Source organism: Pseudofrankia saprophytica (assembly GCF_000235425.2).
GTDB classification, from domain to species: Bacteria; Actinomycetota; Actinomycetes; order Frankiales; family Frankiaceae; genus Pseudofrankia; species Pseudofrankia saprophytica.
In genome coordinates, this window is the sequence record NZ_KI912266.1 from 5,660,003 (window position 1) to 5,677,387 (window position 17,385).

Genomic DNA, 17,385 nt, shown 5'->3' on the forward strand with positions numbered 1-17,385 from the left:
TCCGGGCGGAGGCGGCCAGGTGCGGCCTCACCTCACCGCAGCCGGGCCGCCCGCGGGACCTCATCTCCTGCTCTATGTCACGCGACTGCCTGCTCGCGGCAGTAGGAGCGGTACGTCGACGACGAACGAAGCAGCGAAGTATGGGAGCCGATGTCGCCGACTCGTCCCCGTTCGACGACCACGATCTGGTCGGCCTTGCGGATGGTGGCGATGCGATGGGCGATGACGAGTGACGTCCTGTCGGCGAGGAGCCGGTCGAGGGCGCCGAGCACGAGACGCTCGCCGGTGGCGTCGAGTGCGCTCGTCGCCTCGTCCAGGACGACGATCGCCGGGTCCTTCAGCATCACCCGGGCGATGGCGAGGCGTTGTCGCTGGCCGCCGGAGAGCGTGACGCCGCGTTCGCCGAGCTCCGTGTGGATTCCGCTGTCCCAGCCTCGGACGAACTCCCAGGCGTTCGCCGCCTCCAGCGCCGAGATGATCTCCTCGTCGGTGGCCGTCGGCCTGGCCATGCGAAGGTTGCGTGCCAGCGAGCCGCTGAGCAGGACGGAGTCCTGGAAGACGACGCCCACGGCGGCGCGCACCGAGGCCTGGGTGACCTCGCGCAGATCGTGGCCGTCGATCGTCACGCGGCCGTCGGTCGGGTCGAAGAACCGAAGCAGCAGCTGGGCGACGGTGGACTTCCCCGCCCCGGACGGGCCGACGAGCGCCGTCGTCTGACCGGGTTCGATGGTCAGGTCGAACTGGTTGAGGACCAGGCGTGACTCCCTTCCCGGGTAGGCGAACGAGACCTGTTCGAAGGCGACGCCGCCGCGGGTGACGGCCAGGGCAGGTGCGTGGGGGCGGTCAGCCACCGCGGGCCGTTCGTGAAGCAGCTCCGCTGTGCGTTCGCTCGCGGTCAGTCCGGCGATGACCTCCGGCAGGGTGGTCATGACCTGCGTGAGCGCGTTCGACCCGCGCAGCCAGAAGCCCCAGACCGCGACCACGTCACCGATCTCGAGCGTGCCTGTCGCCGTGCGCCAGGCACCGATGAACAGGAGCAGGAAGGGCGCGACGAACGCGAGGTGGAAGCCGAGCGGGTCGGCGTAACGGTGCTGGAGCCGCGCGAAGGTCTCCGAGCCGATACGAATCCGTTCGGTTCCCCTGCGGACCTGGTCCAGGGCGTCGTCCTCGGCGTTGAACGCCTTGAGCAGTGCGTTCACGCCGAGCATTTCGGCGAGTGTTCCGGACGTCCTGCCCAGCTCGTCTCTGATGTCGCGGCTGTGGCGGCGAAGCCGCGGAAGGACCAGCAGCGTCCACACGACGGCCACAGCGAGCAGCCCGAGCGCGAGCAGCGCCATCCACAGGTCGACCCACGCGATGAGCCCCACCGAGATGATCAGCAGTGCGACCGCCCACCACAACACCAGGCCCTGCCAGACCGCCAGCTCCAGGCGCTCGGTGTCCTGGTTGATCAGGGCCGCGACGTCGCCGACGCGCGAGCGGTGGAAGAAGTCCATCGACAGTCGCTGCACATGCTCGTACAGGGCGCGCCGCAGGTTGTTGGCCCACCGCGCTGCTCCGCGGCGGGTCCAGGTATGCGCGAGGTAGGCGGCGACAAGGAAGGTCGCGGCGATGGCGATCGCGGCCAACGCGGGTCCCTGCCAGCCCGCGCGGACGAACTGGTGCGGATCACGTTGGATGCGGTTGAGCACGACCCGGAACACGGCAGGGGTGAGACTCTGCGAGACGGCGTCGACGAGGATGAGCAGGTAGCCGCCGACGAGGAGCCCTCCTCCGTCACCGGCGTGCTCGAACAATGTGCGCAGCGCGTGCGGTTCCCGCGCACGGCGGCTAGGTGCCATCGAGGTGTTCGGGGCGCACTGTCACGGCCTGGCACCTTGTTCGAGGAGAATCCGCGATACCCGTTCACGCAGCTCGGAGAGGGCCTCGGCGCCCGTGGTGTCCGTCTCGCGCCGAGCGAGCGAGAACCCCGTGTACATGACGCGGCGTTCCTGGACGAGCGGCGGTGTCGACTCGTGCAGCGTGCAGCTCAGGTGCACCGTGACATCGCCCGGATCGGTCGGGACGGCGACGACGGGCAGGTAGGGCCGGGTTTTGGCGATCTCCACCGGCATCAGCACCCGGTGCGAACCGGCGATGACGCGTAGCTGCCCGTTCGCGTCGCCGCTGGCCGTGACGGCGATGCCCACGACCGTGCTGGAGCACTGGTAGGCGTGCCGGCCGAAGTGGCAGTCGCGGTGGAAGCTCACGTCCGACGCGCCGGCCACGACATCTCGAGGCTTGATGAGCGCTTCCAGTGCACGGCCGTCACCCTGCTTCTGGACGAGATCATCGCTCCCGGCCAGCGTGCGACGCAGCTGGTCCCAGCGGTCGCCGCGCAGAATCGACGCGGTCGTCGGGGACCTGCCGACGAACTCCTGGAGCCGGACGCACAGACGGGTTCCGTCCGCCAGGGTCGCCCACCAGGACCGGCCGTCACCCTCGTGGTAGTCGGGCAGTGCCCGGTCCATGTCGTCTGAGACCGCCCGCATGTCAGCTGGGTCCGCCCAGCCTCGCAGATGGAGAAAACCTGCCTCGCGCAGGAAGTGCGCGACGTCCGCCGGGTCGTCGTCCGGGGTGAAGACGCGACCGAGGTCCAGGGACGCGCCATGGCGGTCAAGGAACTCGATCCCGTCGTCGACGAGCGGCCAGCCCTCGAGCAATGCCAGCCACAGCGAGTCCCAGACCGACACGTCCCGCTCGCTGCCGCCACGATAATGCAGCTCGCGCGCGGTGATCATGGCATTGAACGAACGCTGGTTCTGCACCCAGTCGGAGAACGCGTCCTCGTCGAGCGTCACGACGAGCGCGCCGTCGGCGATGCCCGGCGACACGGCCAGGCTGCCGTCAGCACCGGAAAACGACCAGGACCGGTCGCCGACCTTGATAGCGAGCGGCGGCGCGTCGAACCTCTCGATCCCTTGCGCCACCAGAGCACCGTTACGCGCGACGAGGTCGGGGAACTCGCTCGCGAGAAAGTCCTCCATCTCCATCTTGCGCACGTCGGCGTCGAACCGGGTACGGCGGTCCAGAGGTATTTGCATACGTCTCCCACTCCCCACTGTTCCCACGGATCATGAATTGCCGAATCGTCGCCATCCGCGGCGTCCCCCGCCAGGCATGGCCGGTGTCGCCCGCCAGGACGCCCCCTGTAGATCGCATCCGAGCTCAGGTCGGGAAGATGGGGCACGCCGGAGCACCGGACGCTCTGGAGGGCGGTCACGAGGGGACGTCACATCCGCGCGGGCGCGCGGGGCGGCGCAAGCAAACGGATCAGCACGCGGCCTCCCCCGCGGCCTCCCATCGACGTTCGGTCCGACTGACAGGCGGGGCCCGGCCTGCACACCTGGCACACTGGCCCAGGACCGGAGTTCCACCAAGATAGATGTATCATCTTTGATGTAAGGATGCCATGGATGGATTCGAGCTGTTCCTGTTGGGTCGCAGGCTGATGAAGCTCGGCGAGCAGTCGATCCCGGAGGTCGGCGTCCTGCGCCTGTCCGGCCCCACCCGGGCAGTCGTGTTCGACGTCTTCGAGAACCCCGGCAGCTCCATCTCGGAGATCACCGCCCGCGTCCAGTTCCCGCAGAGCCAGGTCTCGGCGTGCGTGGCGCGGCTACGCGAGGCCGGTGTCGTCGAGACGATCAGCGACCCCGAGGACCGGCGCAGGACTCTGGTCCAGCCCACGGCCGACGCGAGGGAGCGAGCGCGGCATCGTCCCGCCGCAGAGATCGACCAGGCCATCGTCACGGCGATTGGTACCAGCGACCACTCCGAGGTCCAGCGCGTCAAGGACGCGCTGGAGGCCGTCGCGAACCTGCTCCGGAGAGACGATCACGACGGCGCCTCGAACGGGCGGGCGGAACCCTGATGCCTGCCGCCGTACCGTCGCGAACCTCGCGACTCGGAGACCAGCTACCAGCACGGCCGCCCCGGACCTTGCCCCGGCCGCCAGCGCGACGCCGATTTGACTTCGCTATCACGCGCTAGTTTCGGCCGATCGGGGCACCCGGGCCGCGATGACCTCGATCCTCCGCAAGAACACGGCGGTCGCCGGCTATCGGTGGTCGCCGCTCCGCTTCGAGGGGCGACTGGCCGTATGTCGAGTGCTCGACGAGCGGAGTTCACGCGGCCGGCCCTGCTCCGGGCGGATTATTCGGCTGGTACTCGGTCGAAGGCGTGTGATGGCTTGACCGGGTCGAGGTCCACGGCGCCGGCGACTGGCTGCTACCGCCTCGTGCCCGGACCGCCACCGCTTCGAGCGGCCGGGCCGTCACCGTGGTGCGCATCGGAGAAGGTGCTCACAGTCGCAGGAAGTCGCGGCACGCATTCCTCGAGAAGATGGCGCGCCGCAGCAGGTAGGTGGTCTGATCGGCCCATCCGAGCAGGTCGAGGCCGGCCTGGATGTTTCCGGGGGGCCGTTTGATGAGGGTGTCCCGCCTGATCAGCCTGGCGAAGTCGACGGTGACGGGATCCGGGCGCGGCCGGCCGTCGGGGTAGCGGAACACGACGCCTGCGTGGTGCCGCATCAGGTTGATGAGCTCCTGGGCAAGGATTCCGTAGCCGACGGTCGTTGGGTGCACGCCGTCGAGGGAGAACAGGCCGCCGCCGGAGCGTTTCTCGCCGTCGCTGGTGAGGAACGTCGAGTCGGGTGTTGGGTCGAGCGCCGCGAGTTCCGGTGGCAGTGAGTACGGCGTCCACCAGGCGGGGCGGGACCTCGGGTCGTCGATGTAGCGGCGCGACGCCAGGCGGTCCAGGACGCCGGCCGCCTCGAAGACGTACCAGTTCAGCTTTCTCCGCCGCGCCTCCCTGACCTTGGTCACGATCGCGTCGTTGTACTGGTCGATCGCGCTGTCGATCGCGCGGGCCTGCTGCCCGGTGATGTTGGGGTCTTTTCTCGGGTCGAACTCCTGGTCAGTGATCCAGGGGCGGGTGTAGTACGGGAAGTACCGCGAGCCCGGTTCGGCCTTTTTGTCGACGCCGCGGGCGATGGGCGCGATCGTGACGTGCGGGACGGTGCACCAGATGACATGGCGGGCCTTGATCTTGGAGACCGCCTCCGCCACCAGGTCGAGCTCGCGGGCGAAGTGGGTGGGTCGCCATACCGTGAAGTCACGGTTGCGCTCGAGATCGTCGAATCCGTCATCGCTCCAGGCGACGCAGAGCTGGACCACCGCGGGCAGGGCGTTGTTGGCGCCCAGAAAGACGATCAAAGTCTCGATGCCGCCGTCGTCGCCCAGCTCCTGGGCGAGGTCGAAGAGCGTGCTGTCCGGGCGGCTGGGCGACAGGACGCGCAGCGCGGCCCGGTTGCCGTTGTCCTCGACCAGCTGGTCGAGCAGGTTGTCCTTGGGGGCGCCGATGCCCGCGGCGCAGATCTTGGGGGTTCGCTCGAGCGCGTCCCGCAGGTCCCAGCCGTACACCCCGAGGGCATGGTTGATGCCGGTCGCGCCGGGCGTCCTGGCGCCGGCGCCGCGTTCCCAGTAGTCCTCGACCTCGTCGGCGAACTGCCGCGCCCAGAACGCGGCCAGCGGTGCCTCGAACCAGTCGACCTGCCGGCCGAACTTCTCCGCCGCCTTGCGCGCGAACAGCTCGATATTGAACGGGATACCGCCGTAGCCGTCATACGTGGGATATCGGAAATGCCCGGACCAGCCAAGCTCATGGGCGATGACCGCCGAGTAGGACAGGGCCGTGTTGAACACGGCTCCGCTCTGGAAACCGTGGGTCAGCGAGTCGCCGATGGCGACTATCCGATGCTTCGGCTCCGGCTCGCCCGCCGCTGGCGGCGCCACCGAAATCCCCAGCGTGGGGTCGTCTTCCGGCTGCCGGGCCTCTTCCGTGATCAGTACATCCTCCGGCGTATGGGGGTCGCGTTTGCGCCGGGAAACAGAGTTTGCCATGATTCACCGTTCTGCTGGCCTGGACGTGCCTTTCCGCCGTGGATCTGTTCGATCCGCGCGACAGCATCGGCGTGCCCGCCCGGTTTATCGCTCGCGTTTCCTGATGTCGAGATCGCCGATCGAGCCGTCCGCGTACGTCGCTGCAGCGCCGGGTTTGTCGAAAATGTCGCGGCACCGTGCCGGAGCCTGTAGGGCGCATCTGGGCGGTGTCCCTGCCGAAAATGCCATCCGCCCTGGTCAGGCCGGCGCGGCCGTCGAGACCGAGCGTGGCGCGCCAGCGCCACCCCGCACCCCACCGCCGCCTGGGTGACACAGGTTGCCCGCGGCCTCGCGATGGATCTCCACGACGTCAGTTCGGATGCTCGCTATGAACCGCCCCACAGGACTGACCCAATCCCCTGTGCGCGAACACATTTTTCAAGATCGGTGTCTCCTGCCGCCCACCCGGACCAGTTGACAACCCAGGGGCGTCAGTGCCGACCCACTCCTTCATCGCATCGGGGCGGGGATGTGGGTGAGTATCGTCGGCCTGGATGGACATGAACATCTGCCTGTTCGGCGGCCTGCGGGTGTTCAGGGCGGGACAAGCCGTCGACCTTGGACGACCCAAGCAGCGGTTTCTGCTCGGTGTGCTGGTCCTCGAGGCGGGCCGGACTGTGCCGGCGCAACGACTCGCCGAACTGCTCTGGGGACGGGACGGCGACCGCGAGCGGGCCTCGCTGCACGCATATGTCTCCCACCTCCGCCGCGTGCTGGAGCCGCCGCGCGCCGTTGGGGCGGGGCCGTCGGTAGTCGTTCGCCAGCCGCCCGGGTACCGGCTTGTGGCCGAGCGGGCGCAGGTGGACGTCCTGCGATTCGAGGATCTACTGAGTGCCGGCCGCCGGTGCGCAGGGGCGGGCCGGGACGCCGAGGCGCTGGACGCGTTTGAGTCGGTGGCCGCGCTGTGGACCGCACCCCCGCTCCCGGAGTTCGCCGACCGACCGGTCGTCCTTGACGCCGCCACCCGGCTGCGCGGCCTGTTGGGGGTCGCGCTTGAGGGCGCGGCGGAGATTCATCTGCGGACCGGACGCGCCGACGCGGCGGTGTCGCTTCTGGAACCTGCCGTGGCAGAGTTCCCGCTGCGTGAGCGACTGCATAGCCTGCTCGCGCGCGCGTTGTACCGCATGGGCCGGCAGGCCGATGCACTCAGCGTGATCGAGCGCTCTCGCCGTGCGCTGATCGACGCCGTCGGGTTGGCACCGAGTGCGGAACTGCGGGAGCTCCAGCGACGCATCCTCGCCCAGGCAGCCGATCTGGACTGGCAGCCGACGATGGCGACGCCACCCGAACTGACAGCGGGCGCGATTGGAGCCGGCCCGCCGTCCTCGCTGCGATTGGAGCCGCTCCTGGGCCGGGACGGCGAACTCGAACTACTACGGCGTGCGGCGGCCGGCGCCGCCCGGGGGCGCGGCGGCGCGGTCACCGTGAGCGGGCCGCCTGGCATCGGCAAGACCGCTCTCGTCGAGCGGGTGACCGACCTCGTCGCCACCAGCGGCTTTGCCACCGCCTGGGCACGGTGCCCCGAGAACGGCGGCTCGCCGCCGTTCTGGGCGCTGGCGCACCTCGGCCGACAACTCCGCGACGTCGGCGCGCTCCATGTCGACATGCTGGCGGCCGACCCGGCCAGTGCTGGCGACCCCTTCGTCCTGGCCCAGGCCACCGTTGGCGCCCTACGCGGGGCGAACCGGCCGGTCCTGCTCGTCATAGATGACCTGCAGTGGGCCGATCGGGACACCCTGCGCGTGCTCGCGCATCTCATCAGAGAACTGCGCACCACCCGAACCCTCCTGCTGGCGACCACTCGCCTGCCGGAGTCGGCTACCGGCGACGAACTGGGCCGCTGCCTCGCAGAACTCGCCCGGCAGCAGATTGCGGAGGTAACGCTACGCGAGCTTGACCTCACCACAGTGACCGAATGGCTCGCCGTCCGGGCTGGATCCCCGGTACCACCGGCGATAGCCGCCCATGTGCAGTCGCGGACCGGGGGCCTTCCGCTGTTCATCCGAGAGCTCGTCGAGCTTCTCGCTGCCGAGGGCCGCCTCTCCGACCCCGCGTTGCCCGCGGGGTGGGCTGCCGTGCCGTTCGGCGTGAAGTCGATCGTCCGTAGACGCGTCGCGAAATTGCCGACAGCTCGGGCGCAGCGGCTGCTGTCCATCGCGTCGGTGCTCGGGTCGCCGTTCGACCTCGCCGTCGTGGCGGACGTGGCCGAGAGCCCACTCGAGGAAGCGTTGGTCGACCTCGCCGACATCCTGGACGCGGGGCTGGTGGTGCCCGACGACGCCGCCGGCATGTTCAGGTTCTCCCACGTCCTCGTCGCGGAGGCACTCGCGGACGAGGTGAACGTCGCCCGCCGGGCCGGGCTGCACGCCGCGGCCGCCCGGTCGGTGGCCCGACGTCACCCAGGCGACGAGCACGCCGCGCGGGTCGCTGCGCATGCTGTGGCCGGCGCCGCCGCGGGCACAGCTCCGCTTGCCGCGACGGCGGGGCGCCGGGCAGCCCGGCTGGCCCAGGCACGGGCGGCACCTGCCGAGGCGGCCCGGCACTGGGCAAGCGTGGTGGAGATGCTCGAACGCAGCCAGCCCGCGGATGGGACGGCCCGGCTGCGGGCAATGGTCGAACTGGCCCGCGCCCACCAGCAGGCCGGCGAGGTCCGTGCCGCCCAGCAGGCCGTGGTCGCCGCCGTCGAGGTGGCCCGCTCGCTCGGGGACGTCGCGGCCACGGGTACCGCCGTGGCTGTGCTCAACCATCCGAGCATCTACCCCAACCAGCCCTACGGGGTTGTCGACCTCCGGCTCGTCGCGGTGCTGGACGGCGTCCTTGCGGCGCTCCCGGCGGACGACAGCGCAGCGCGGGTGCTCGTTCTCGCGGCTTTGGCGACCGAACTGTCCCACAGCAGCGACACCGAACGCAGAGACCGCGCTACGAACGAGGCGATCGACATCGCGCGGCGCCTCGGCGATCCCGCGGTGCTGGCTGGCGCGTTGCATGCCCGTACCTTCGCGCTGAAGCGGCCTGCCGCGGTGCCGGTCCGCCGGCGGGTCGCGCTCGAACTGCTCGCCCTCGCCGAGCAGGCCGCGCTGGGTGACGATCTCGTCCTCGTCGCCCAGTTGCAGGTGACCCAGGCGGACTTCGCGCTCGGCGACTTCGACGCCGTCCAGGCGCGATTGCCGCGATGTCTCGGATTGGGCGACCGGCCCGTCGGCCAGGCGCTGCGCGGCCAGCTCGCCTTCTTCCGAGCCCTCTTCGAGCTCGCACGGGGACGTTACAGCGAGGCAGTGCGGCACGCCGAGGAGGCGTTCGAGGTGTTCCGCCGCGGCCGCGGCGACGAGGCCGGGTTCTATCGCCTCGCCCAACGCCTGACGATCGGCCATGACCTCGGCGGACTGGATGATGGTCTCATCGACGCGGTACTGGCTGGCGCCGACGTCACCGGCTTCGCGCTCGCCATCCGGCTCTACGTCGCGGTGATCCTGTTCGACCTCGGACGGCCCGACGATGCTGTCCGGCAACTGCCATACCCACAGGGGACGGTGCCGGATCGGCCTCTCGACTACGTCACCGTGTTCATCGACGTAGCCGCCGCCATCGTGGCTGCCGAGACCGGCGACGCCGTCGCTGCCGCCGTCCTGCTCGACCGGATCACGCCGTGGGCCGGCCGGTGGGCGTCGGCCGGCACAGCCGCTGGCTCGCTCGGCCTCGTCGACCTGGCCATCGCCCGGCTGCACGCGACGGTGGGCGACACGGCCCGGGCTCGCCCCGCCTTCGCGGCCGCTGTCGCCGGACACGAGAGGGTGGGCTCACCCGCCTGGCTGGCCCGCTCGCTGCTGCACCAGGGCCGGTTCCTTCGCGCGGCCGGGGACGAAGCCGCGGCCTTGGCCGCATTCACCCGAGCCGCGGCGCTCGCCGACGCGTTCGCGCTGCCGATCGTGGCCCGCCAGATCGTCACCGCGCGGAGCTGAGCAGTCCCGCCTGTCCTCGGGCCGCGCGCCGTCCTCACCGTTGTCAGGCCGGGTAGTCCCTGCCCGTCGTCAGGCCGCGGGCGGTCGCGGTGGACGTCAAGCTTCCGTCAAGGTTCCGTCCCAGCCCGGGCTCACATCCTTGCACCATGCGAACCAATACCCGTCCGGCCGCGTCCACTCCCAACCTCAGCAGCTATCTCCGGGTCCACCAGGCGCTAAGGGCGAGCGCCGCCCGGCTGGCCGCGGCCGCCTCCTCAGCGACGGCGGACGCCGACACCGCCAGGGCGCTCGCCCGCTGGTTCCACGGCTTCGCCGAGGAGATCCGACTCCACCATCACATCGAGGACACCCTGCTGTTCCCGGCCCTGGCGGCCCGCGTCGCAACCTACGGCGACTACGCGCCCGCGCTGGAAAACGACCACGCGGAACTCGATGCGATCCTGAACCAGCTCCGCGCGGCCCTCGTCAGCGGCGACCACGGACGCTCCGCCGCCCTGGCCGAGGACCTGTCAGACCACCTCGACCGTCACCTGGGGTTCGAGGATGACGAGATCGCCCCGCTGTTCGCCCGCCATTTCACTGGCGCCGAGTTCGACGAGCTGAACGCGAAAGCCGTACGGATGACGCCCATGAGGCAGCTTCCGTTCACCGCCCCCTGGCTGTTGTCACACCTCGACGAGGCGGAAAAGGCCGAGCTGCTCGCGTCGGTCCCGCGGGCCATGCACCTGCTGTGGATCCTCACTCGTCGCCGCTACGCCCGGCTCGCCGCGGCCACCTTCACCCCGCGTTGATCCTTTCGCGCTGATCCTTCACGGAACACGACACCGCAGCGAAGACCCCACCGGAGGACATGCAATGACCGCGACCACGATGACCCCCTCTCCGACCCAGCTGGCCGCTGCCCGTGCGCGCAACGAGGCGGTCTGGAGGACGTCGAGCGCGTTGCTCTACGCCGGGCGTATCGACGAGTTCATCGCCTGCTGGCACGACGAGGCCCGCTATGAGGTGGCCTATCCCGTTGGGAGCTTCCCGGCGCTCGTCGAGGGCCGAGCGGCACTGGCGCAGCTGTTCAAGGGTTTCGGCGCCGCCACCGAGCGAATCGACGTGCATGACGTCCGCTTCTACCAGACCGACGACCCCGAGGTGGCCTTCGTCGAGGAGCGTATGGTCGCGGAACTGGTCGGCGGTGGGCGGTATGAGAACAAGCTCGCCATCCGGGTAACCTTCCGCGATGGCCTGCTCGCCCAGATGTTCGAATACTACGGTCAGCGGGCGCACGGGGAACTCCTGCGCCGCCTGGGCCTGACGGCCTGACCGTCGCCCCTTGTGGGCGGCGTCGAGACAGGCGAACTGTGGCGGGGTCGGGGCGCTACGTCAGAGACCGCCACCCTGGCGACTCGCTGGCTTTCAGGAGGTCGGCTTGTACGACGTCCGTGGATTGCGGCGTGAACGGAGGCGCCGTCGCTGCGGCCTCCGCGCCTTCCGGTGGATTCTCCGATGTGTCGCCGGACGGCGGGAGGGCGAGGTGTTCCGGTTCCGTGGATTCTGGCGGGAAGGGTGGTCCTGTCGCTATCTTCCCCTTGTCGGTCGGTGGGTTCTCCGCCAGTTGCTCGTCCACTTCGCGTCGACGCTCTCCCGTCATTGCCACGGCCTGCGTGGGTGAGATGTCGGGGGTTACTTTCGCAGCCGAACCTTCCCCGCTCGGGACGGCCGCTGCGATGACCGCCGCGGCAACGAGTCCGATTTTCTTCAATGCGGGCGTCGAGCCGTCGGCCCGGTCCGAGTTCCCGGCCGGAGTTTCGGTCTCGGTCGGGAGCCCGGTTGTTTCGGGCCCGAACGTGCCGTCGAGACTGGCAGCCTTGTCGTGGGTGCTTGCGGGCAATGCTGCCTCCCCGGCTTCGTGATCGATCGGGGTTGAATGCTCCGCATTGACACCTGAGCCCGGTTCGATGGCCTGCCCCGGTGTATCGGCCTGCGTCGGATTCACGAGTGCCGATTCCACCGGGCTCGGTTCCGCCGGAACCCCGGCAGGTGCCTCGACAAGGTCCGGCAGGGGCTCCGCGGAGCCGTCGAGGGCGCTGGCCTTGGCAAGCGCGCCCTCCAGGGCGGGCGCGCCGGTCTCGACCGCGGCGCTCGACGCCTCCGTGGCGGCCTCCCCAGCGGTCTCCGCGACCGTGCCGACCGCTTCGGCGGCCTTCCCGGCCGCGCCGCCGACCTCCTCGGTAACGGAACTGACCACGTCGGCGACCGCCTTGATGGTCTCGGAGATTCCTTGAACGGGAAGCTCAGACATGCGTGCCCTCCAGAGATCCGGCTTCGACGAGGTTGGCTGCCTGTTTGACGAGGTCGTCCAGGACGGTGCCCGAGCAGGCCTGGTGCATGGCTCGGTCGAGGCAGGCGGCGGTGTGGCCGCCGGTCAGGGCCACGACCGCCTGACACAGTCGGCTGGTCGCCAGGTTCCCCGTGACGACCTGGTCCTGCCCGTCGGCGAACGAGCGGTGGACGAGCATGGCGTCGTGCTGGGCGCCCAGGGTGAGCCCGTCGAGGACGAGCCCGCGGCGGCGCCACAGGTCGGTGTCCGCGTGCGGCGGGGCGTCTCTCCCCAGCTTTCGGCAGCCTTCGACGAGGGCGCGCCGGACGTCGAGCCAGCGGTACATGCCGGCGGTGAACCGGCGGCCGTCGGCCGGTGCGAGCGGCGTCCCGTCGAGCTGGGCGAGCAGGAGCGCGAGCAGCCGATCGGCAAGGTCGTCGGGGTCTACCGCCCCGGCCAGCTGGGTGTTCCGGGCGGCGATCGCGCGCTCCACGCAGTAGTCGAGCGCGCAGCGCCGGATCTCCGGATCGGCCTCGCTCAGCAGGCCGGCCAGGGCCGGCCGGAGAAGTGGCGGCGGTGCCCCGCGCAGGTCTCCCAGGCCGGTGACGAGGTGCATCGTCACGGCCTCGACCCAGACCACCAGGAGGGGTTCACGGGCCAGCCGGTCGGCGACGACCATGTGAACCAGCCGGCAGGGGCTGGCGGCGCAGGTCGGCGGGCACAGGCGCGATCGCGGCCCGGCCAGCGGAACTCCGTCGTAGGACGCCAGCCGCGGCGACTCCCGATTCCCACCTGGGGTCATCCGGACGAGCAGCGGCCGGTCCATGCCGTCGACGGTGACCGCGGCGACGCCCGGGGGCAGCGCGACGACGAGTTCGGACTGCTCCTCGGTGAGGTTCATCGTCGCGCCCACGACCTGCCGGTCGTCGGCGGCCGGCAGGCGGTGCATCACCTTCAGCGCGGTGTTCTTGACGACGTCGGGCAGGATCTTCGCCGGGATCTGCTCCACGACGATGACGCCCTCGCCGTAGGCGCGGATCTCGGCGAGCAGGGCGGCGAACATCTCCACCGCCGCCGCGGCCGGGCCGTCGGCGACGTTGCGCAGCAGCCGGTGCGCCTCCTCGACGACGAGCAGGTGCCGTAGCCCGTCGGCGCCCCCGCGGCCATGGCGAACCCGAAGGTGCTCGACGATCCGGATCAGCACGGCGCCGAGCAGGAACGCCTTGTCCTGGTCGTTGGTGATGTCCTCCAGCTCGAACACCACGTTGCGGGTCAGCAGCGCGCCGATGTCGATCGGATGCCCGCCCTCGAAGAACCGCCCCGGGGTGCCCTCGCGCAGGCTGCCGATCCGCACGTCGACGAACCCGCGGACGTCGGCGGTCACCTCCGCCCCGTAGCCGATGTTCTGGATCACCGTGCTGGCGGTGCGCTGAAGGTCGCCCAGCGTCGGGTATCGCCGCCGGGTCGGCACGTCCGGGTCGGCGTCCGGCCCGCGGCGCCACAGCTTGGGTCTCGTCGGTGGTTCGGGCCGGTCCAGGACGAGGTTCCAGCCGTGCTCGCTGTAGCAGGCGGTCAGTGCGCGGGCCAGTACCTGTGGAAACGGCTCGTGGGCCTCGAACGCGGCGAGGAACAGCGCTCGGACCAGGTCGAGGTGGCTCTGCAACGGGAAACCCGGCTCGGGTTCGAGCGGGTTCAACGATGGCGGGCGGACGCCGGTCAGCCCTGGCCGGATGACGACGACCTCGCCGTGACCGGCGAGCCGGCCGGCCATCCGGGCGTACTCGGCCTTCGCCGGTTCGAGCACCAGCCAGGGGATCGGCTCCGGCGCGAGACTCACCGACTCCAGCAGCGAGCGCACGGTCTGCGACTTGCCCGCGCCCGTGGCGCCGCAGACGAAGGCATGCCGGTTCAGCGTCGCCCGGGACACCATCAGCGGCCCGCTCGGCGCCCAGCCGGCGTCCAGCACGTCACCCAGCAGCACCGGCGTCCCGCCGCCGGGTTCGGCGCTCCTGGTGGGTCCCCCGTTCTCTTCGGGGGTCACGTCGAACGTGTGGGGCAGGACCAGGTTGATGCCCGGGAGTTCCCGGCGGGGCAGCCGAGCGATCGCCATGACGAGTTCCGCGCTCGCGGCGAAGGGGGCACGCGGGCCATCGTCGTCGACCGCCCCGGTGTCAGCTCGCGGGCCGTGGGCCGGACCGGACCGGACGCCTTCCGCGGCGGTGGGGCCGGTGGCGAACGACCAGGACGGGGCGCTGGCGACCGGTCCGCACGGGGCGAGGGCGTAGGGCAGGCCGTCCAGGTCACTCGATCCGCACATCAGCGCGGCGACCATCCGGGCCGAGGCCGCGGACGTGGCGCCGACCTGGATGTCCACGTCCCACATGCCGACTGAGTGGGCCCGGCTCAGTTCCCGGTACCGCGACTCGGCACGTTCGAGGTCCACCTTCGCCGAGGCCAGGTTCTCCCGCTGCCGCAGCAGCGGGATCCGCGCGGTCAGGTGGGCCAGCTCGAGGTCGACGTCCGTCGCCGGCCGAGGCTGGGCCACCACCAGCCACGCGTACGCCGTGTCGAGGTGGGCCGCGTAGTCGTCGAAGCCTCCCCGGCGTACGGGGTTGGTTCCCCGCGCCTCGGGCGCCCAGAGTGCCTCGGGGCGCCCGGCGCACCGCAGCCAGCAGGGGAAGGCGTCCAGATCCGCGGCGACGTCCAGCGTGCTGACCGGCCGAGCGAGACTGCCCGGCGGGTAGAGGACCCGGCGCGGGCCGTCGCCGTCCTGGCCCGCGACCGCCTCCTGAACGTCGGCCGGCGGGAAGAACGGCCGCCCGCCGAGCAGGAACCGCATCCGGCGCTCACCCCGCGGTCGGATCCAGCCGACCATGATCGCGGGCGAGGCGGCACCGCTGGCCGCGCCCGCGGTCTCGCCGGGGCCGGCACGGCTGGTCAGCTCGGCGTGCGCGCCGATGAGCGCGGCGAAGACCTGGGCGCCGGCCAGCTCGGTGTCCGCGGAGCCCGCGCGCGGCCTGGGCACCGACACGACCTGGAAGAGCTCGAACCCGTCGAACACCTAACCCCCCGGCTCGGTGACCTGACGACCGCGGGACACCCGATATCCGTGATCCCCGGTGCGGGCCCGTTCGGAGACGGCCGCCGGACGCGCCGACCGTGGGACCGCGGACGTGTTGCGCAGGGACGCCAGACCGGGGTTGCAGTCGCCGGATCGGGTCAGGCGGTTGCCTTCCACCGTGTCGATCAGGAAGAACGCGGTCCCGGGCAGGCTCTGGATCCGGGTTGGCTCGACGGCGAACTCGTAGACGCGCTGGACGGTCGCGCCGTGGCTGACGCTGTCCGCCACAGCGAGGTTGTGGGTGGTCTGCCAGCTGCGCGACCAGTTGTGCGACGACGACTCGGTGCCCGCCGCGTGGGTGTACGACCAGCCCTCCTGTCCGCCGACGCTCTCGGCGGACCCCTTGGTCAGTGAGCGGCCGACCTGCACCGTGAGCTGTGAGAACACGAACTTGTAACCACGTCCGATGAACCGCGCGGCGGCCTCGGCCTCCCGCGCGTTGCCGAGCTGCATGACGACGGTGGCGCTGCCCGGCGAACCGATCAGCTTCTCGACCTCGTCGTCCAGGCCGTGGTGGAGGTAGACCAGCCGTGCCTTCGCCCGGGTCGCATAGCGGGCGAGCTCGCGCAGCGCCGCGCGGCCGAGATGGTCCACCCCGGCAACGACGAGGACCATTCCCGTCGGAGTCGGCCGCCGTTGCCGGAGATGGTGCAGAACGACCTGAAAGGTGACCCGGTCGGTAAGGTCCTTCCCGGCGCTCGACGTCATCCGCGCCGAGGTCTCCACGATCCGCAGGCCTGGCCCCGGTGACCACCAGTGGTCACCGTCGGGCGTCGTCGTCTCCGCCTCGTTCTCGGCCGTGACCGGCCCGATCGGCGGGCCGGCAAGTAGCTGCACCGAGGCGCGGACGTGTCGCACCTCGTCCCGCGCCCGGTCGCTGCGGGTGAACCGGTCCATCGCCGCGACGAGGCCGGTGATCTCCTCGGTGGTGAGCAGGGCCGCGATGCCCTCGTCGTCGGCGCTCTCGAGAACGCGCAACCCGGCGGCGATGCGCGGGAAGGTGAATGATCCGCCCAGCCGGTCGACTACCGTCCGCACGATGTCTGCGTCCAGGGTGCGCATCGCCGGGTCCGCGCCTTCGCCGCGGACCGAGTGCACCGCCTCGGCCAGCAGGTCCGCCACCTCGTCCGCGCCGAGCGCGTCAAGCGACATCAGCCGCGGCAGGTCCGCGGGCAGCTCCCAGCGGCGAACCTGATGGTCCTCCTGCGCCGCCAGGTCGGCCAGCCCGTGCGCGACACCCCACTCGCTCAGGTCGAGCACGACGATGCCAGCGCCGCCCGCCAGCGCCGATGACCCGAACGTGGCCAGTAGGCTCGCCCAGCCGGCCTCCGTGCCACCCACCACGTCGAGCCGCTCGCAGGGCGAACGCAACAGGATCGGATCGAACAGCGTCGCCGCCGCACGTCGTCGGCGCTCGGCCTCCTCGTGACCGTCGAACGCCTTCTTCCACTTCGCCCACGTGTTCCGGTACGACACCTGCGCGTTGAAGACCTCGACCCGCCATTTCTCCCGCCGCGCTTCGAGCTTGGATTTCAGGCGCCTCTCGATCCAGGAAAACCGCACGAGGCAAAGAAGACCGAAAGGGGCGATCATGAGTAGGAATTCGGCGGCGAGAACAGGGTAGCTGTAGCCTTGGTCTTCTATCTCGGACTTGCGCCAGCTCGGCACCAGAAACGTTATGGTCACACCGACGAGGGCCAGGGCGGCGAACGCGGCGAGGATGCCGGTCAGAAAGCCGAACAGCCCGAACACCCCGAGGGCGACATCACGCTTCTTCAGCTGCGCGCGCACCTCTTTCTCGTTGAACGACGGCTCCACGAGCCTGGGTTCACGGCCGCGGTGCGGGTTAGGCCTGCGGCCAGGATCCAGGTAGGCCCAGCCCAGCCGCCAGGAGGGACTGGAAACGAAGAGTGCGCGGGCTAGCTCGGGAGTCGGAACCTCAGGACCAACCGTCATCCAACCCCCACGACGTCGTCGACCCGCTCGCAATCGGCCGCAACCACATCAATTGTCCCC

General features: G+C 70.5%; 10 protein-coding genes. 4 read left to right on the forward strand and 6 right to left on the reverse strand.

Annotation, left to right across the window (positions count from 1 at the left end):
- Positions 1 to 77: 77 nt before the first annotated feature.
- Together FRCN3DRAFT_RS0223845 and FRCN3DRAFT_RS0223850 are read right to left on the reverse strand one after the other, a co-directional pair.
- Positions 78 to 1,841 carry an ABC transporter ATP-binding protein gene (locus FRCN3DRAFT_RS0223845; RefSeq protein WP_007513272.1) on the reverse strand — a complete coding sequence of 588 codons (1,764 nt, stop codon included), beginning with the start codon at positions 1,839 to 1,841 and terminating at the stop codon, positions 78 to 80.
- Between the two features lie 21 nt (positions 1,842 to 1,862).
- Positions 1,863 to 3,083, reverse strand: a complete 1,221-nt coding sequence (locus tag FRCN3DRAFT_RS0223850; RefSeq protein ID WP_007513273.1) for a phytanoyl-CoA dioxygenase family protein — start codon at positions 3,081 to 3,083, stop codon at positions 1,863 to 1,865.
- Positions 3,084 to 3,451: 368 nt separating this feature from the next.
- On the opposite strand from FRCN3DRAFT_RS0223850, the gene FRCN3DRAFT_RS0223855 reads away from it, so the two are divergent.
- Complete coding sequence (locus tag FRCN3DRAFT_RS0223855; RefSeq protein WP_007513274.1) at positions 3,452 to 3,910, forward strand: helix-turn-helix domain-containing protein; 459 nt, start codon at positions 3,452 to 3,454, stop codon at positions 3,908 to 3,910.
- Positions 3,911 to 4,340: 430 nt separating this feature from the next.
- On the opposite strand, the gene FRCN3DRAFT_RS0223860 is transcribed toward FRCN3DRAFT_RS0223855, so the two are convergent.
- Positions 4,341 to 5,939, reverse strand: a complete 1,599-nt coding sequence (locus tag FRCN3DRAFT_RS0223860; RefSeq protein WP_007513275.1) for a hypothetical protein — start codon at positions 5,937 to 5,939, stop codon at positions 4,341 to 4,343.
- A 533-nt stretch (positions 5,940 to 6,472) separates the two neighbouring features.
- Here FRCN3DRAFT_RS0223860 and FRCN3DRAFT_RS0223865 point away from each other — a divergent pair.
- From FRCN3DRAFT_RS0223865 to FRCN3DRAFT_RS0223875, 3 genes are all read left to right on the forward strand, one after another.
- Positions 6,473 to 9,937 (forward strand): ATP-binding protein, encoded by a 3,465-nt coding sequence (locus FRCN3DRAFT_RS0223865; protein WP_084174273.1) that lies wholly within the window; start codon positions 6,473 to 6,475, stop codon positions 9,935 to 9,937.
- Positions 9,938 to 10,083: 146 nt separating this feature from the next.
- A complete protein-coding gene (locus FRCN3DRAFT_RS0223870) occupies positions 10,084 to 10,728 on the forward strand; it encodes a hemerythrin domain-containing protein (RefSeq protein WP_007513277.1) in 645 nt (214 codons plus the stop codon).
- A gap of 64 nt (positions 10,729 to 10,792) precedes the next feature.
- Positions 10,793 to 11,251 (forward strand): nuclear transport factor 2 family protein, encoded by a 459-nt coding sequence (locus FRCN3DRAFT_RS0223875; RefSeq protein WP_007513278.1) that lies wholly within the window; start codon positions 10,793 to 10,795, stop codon positions 11,249 to 11,251.
- A gap of 55 nt (positions 11,252 to 11,306) precedes the next feature.
- Here the strand turns inward: FRCN3DRAFT_RS0223875 and FRCN3DRAFT_RS0223880 are convergent, their stop codons facing one another.
- The 3 genes from FRCN3DRAFT_RS0223880 to FRCN3DRAFT_RS45920 are packed head-to-tail and all read right to left on the reverse strand — an operon-like array spanning position 11,307 to position 17,160.
- Complete coding sequence (locus FRCN3DRAFT_RS0223880) at positions 11,307 to 12,230, reverse strand: hypothetical protein (protein ID WP_007513279.1); 924 nt, start codon at positions 12,228 to 12,230, stop codon at positions 11,307 to 11,309.
- Entirely contained in the window at positions 12,223 to 15,309 is a 3,087-nt protein-coding gene (locus tag FRCN3DRAFT_RS0223885) for an ATP-binding protein (protein WP_007513281.1), read from the reverse strand. The genes FRCN3DRAFT_RS0223880 and FRCN3DRAFT_RS0223885 overlap by 8 nt, the downstream gene beginning before the upstream one ends.
- The gene (locus tag FRCN3DRAFT_RS45920; RefSeq protein ID WP_157845249.1) at positions 15,310 to 17,160 is read right to left on the reverse strand and encodes a hypothetical protein; all 1,851 of its coding nucleotides are present in this window, start codon (positions 17,158 to 17,160) and stop codon (positions 15,310 to 15,312) included. It lies immediately after the preceding gene.
- Between the last annotated feature and the right edge of the window lie 225 nt (positions 17,161 to 17,385).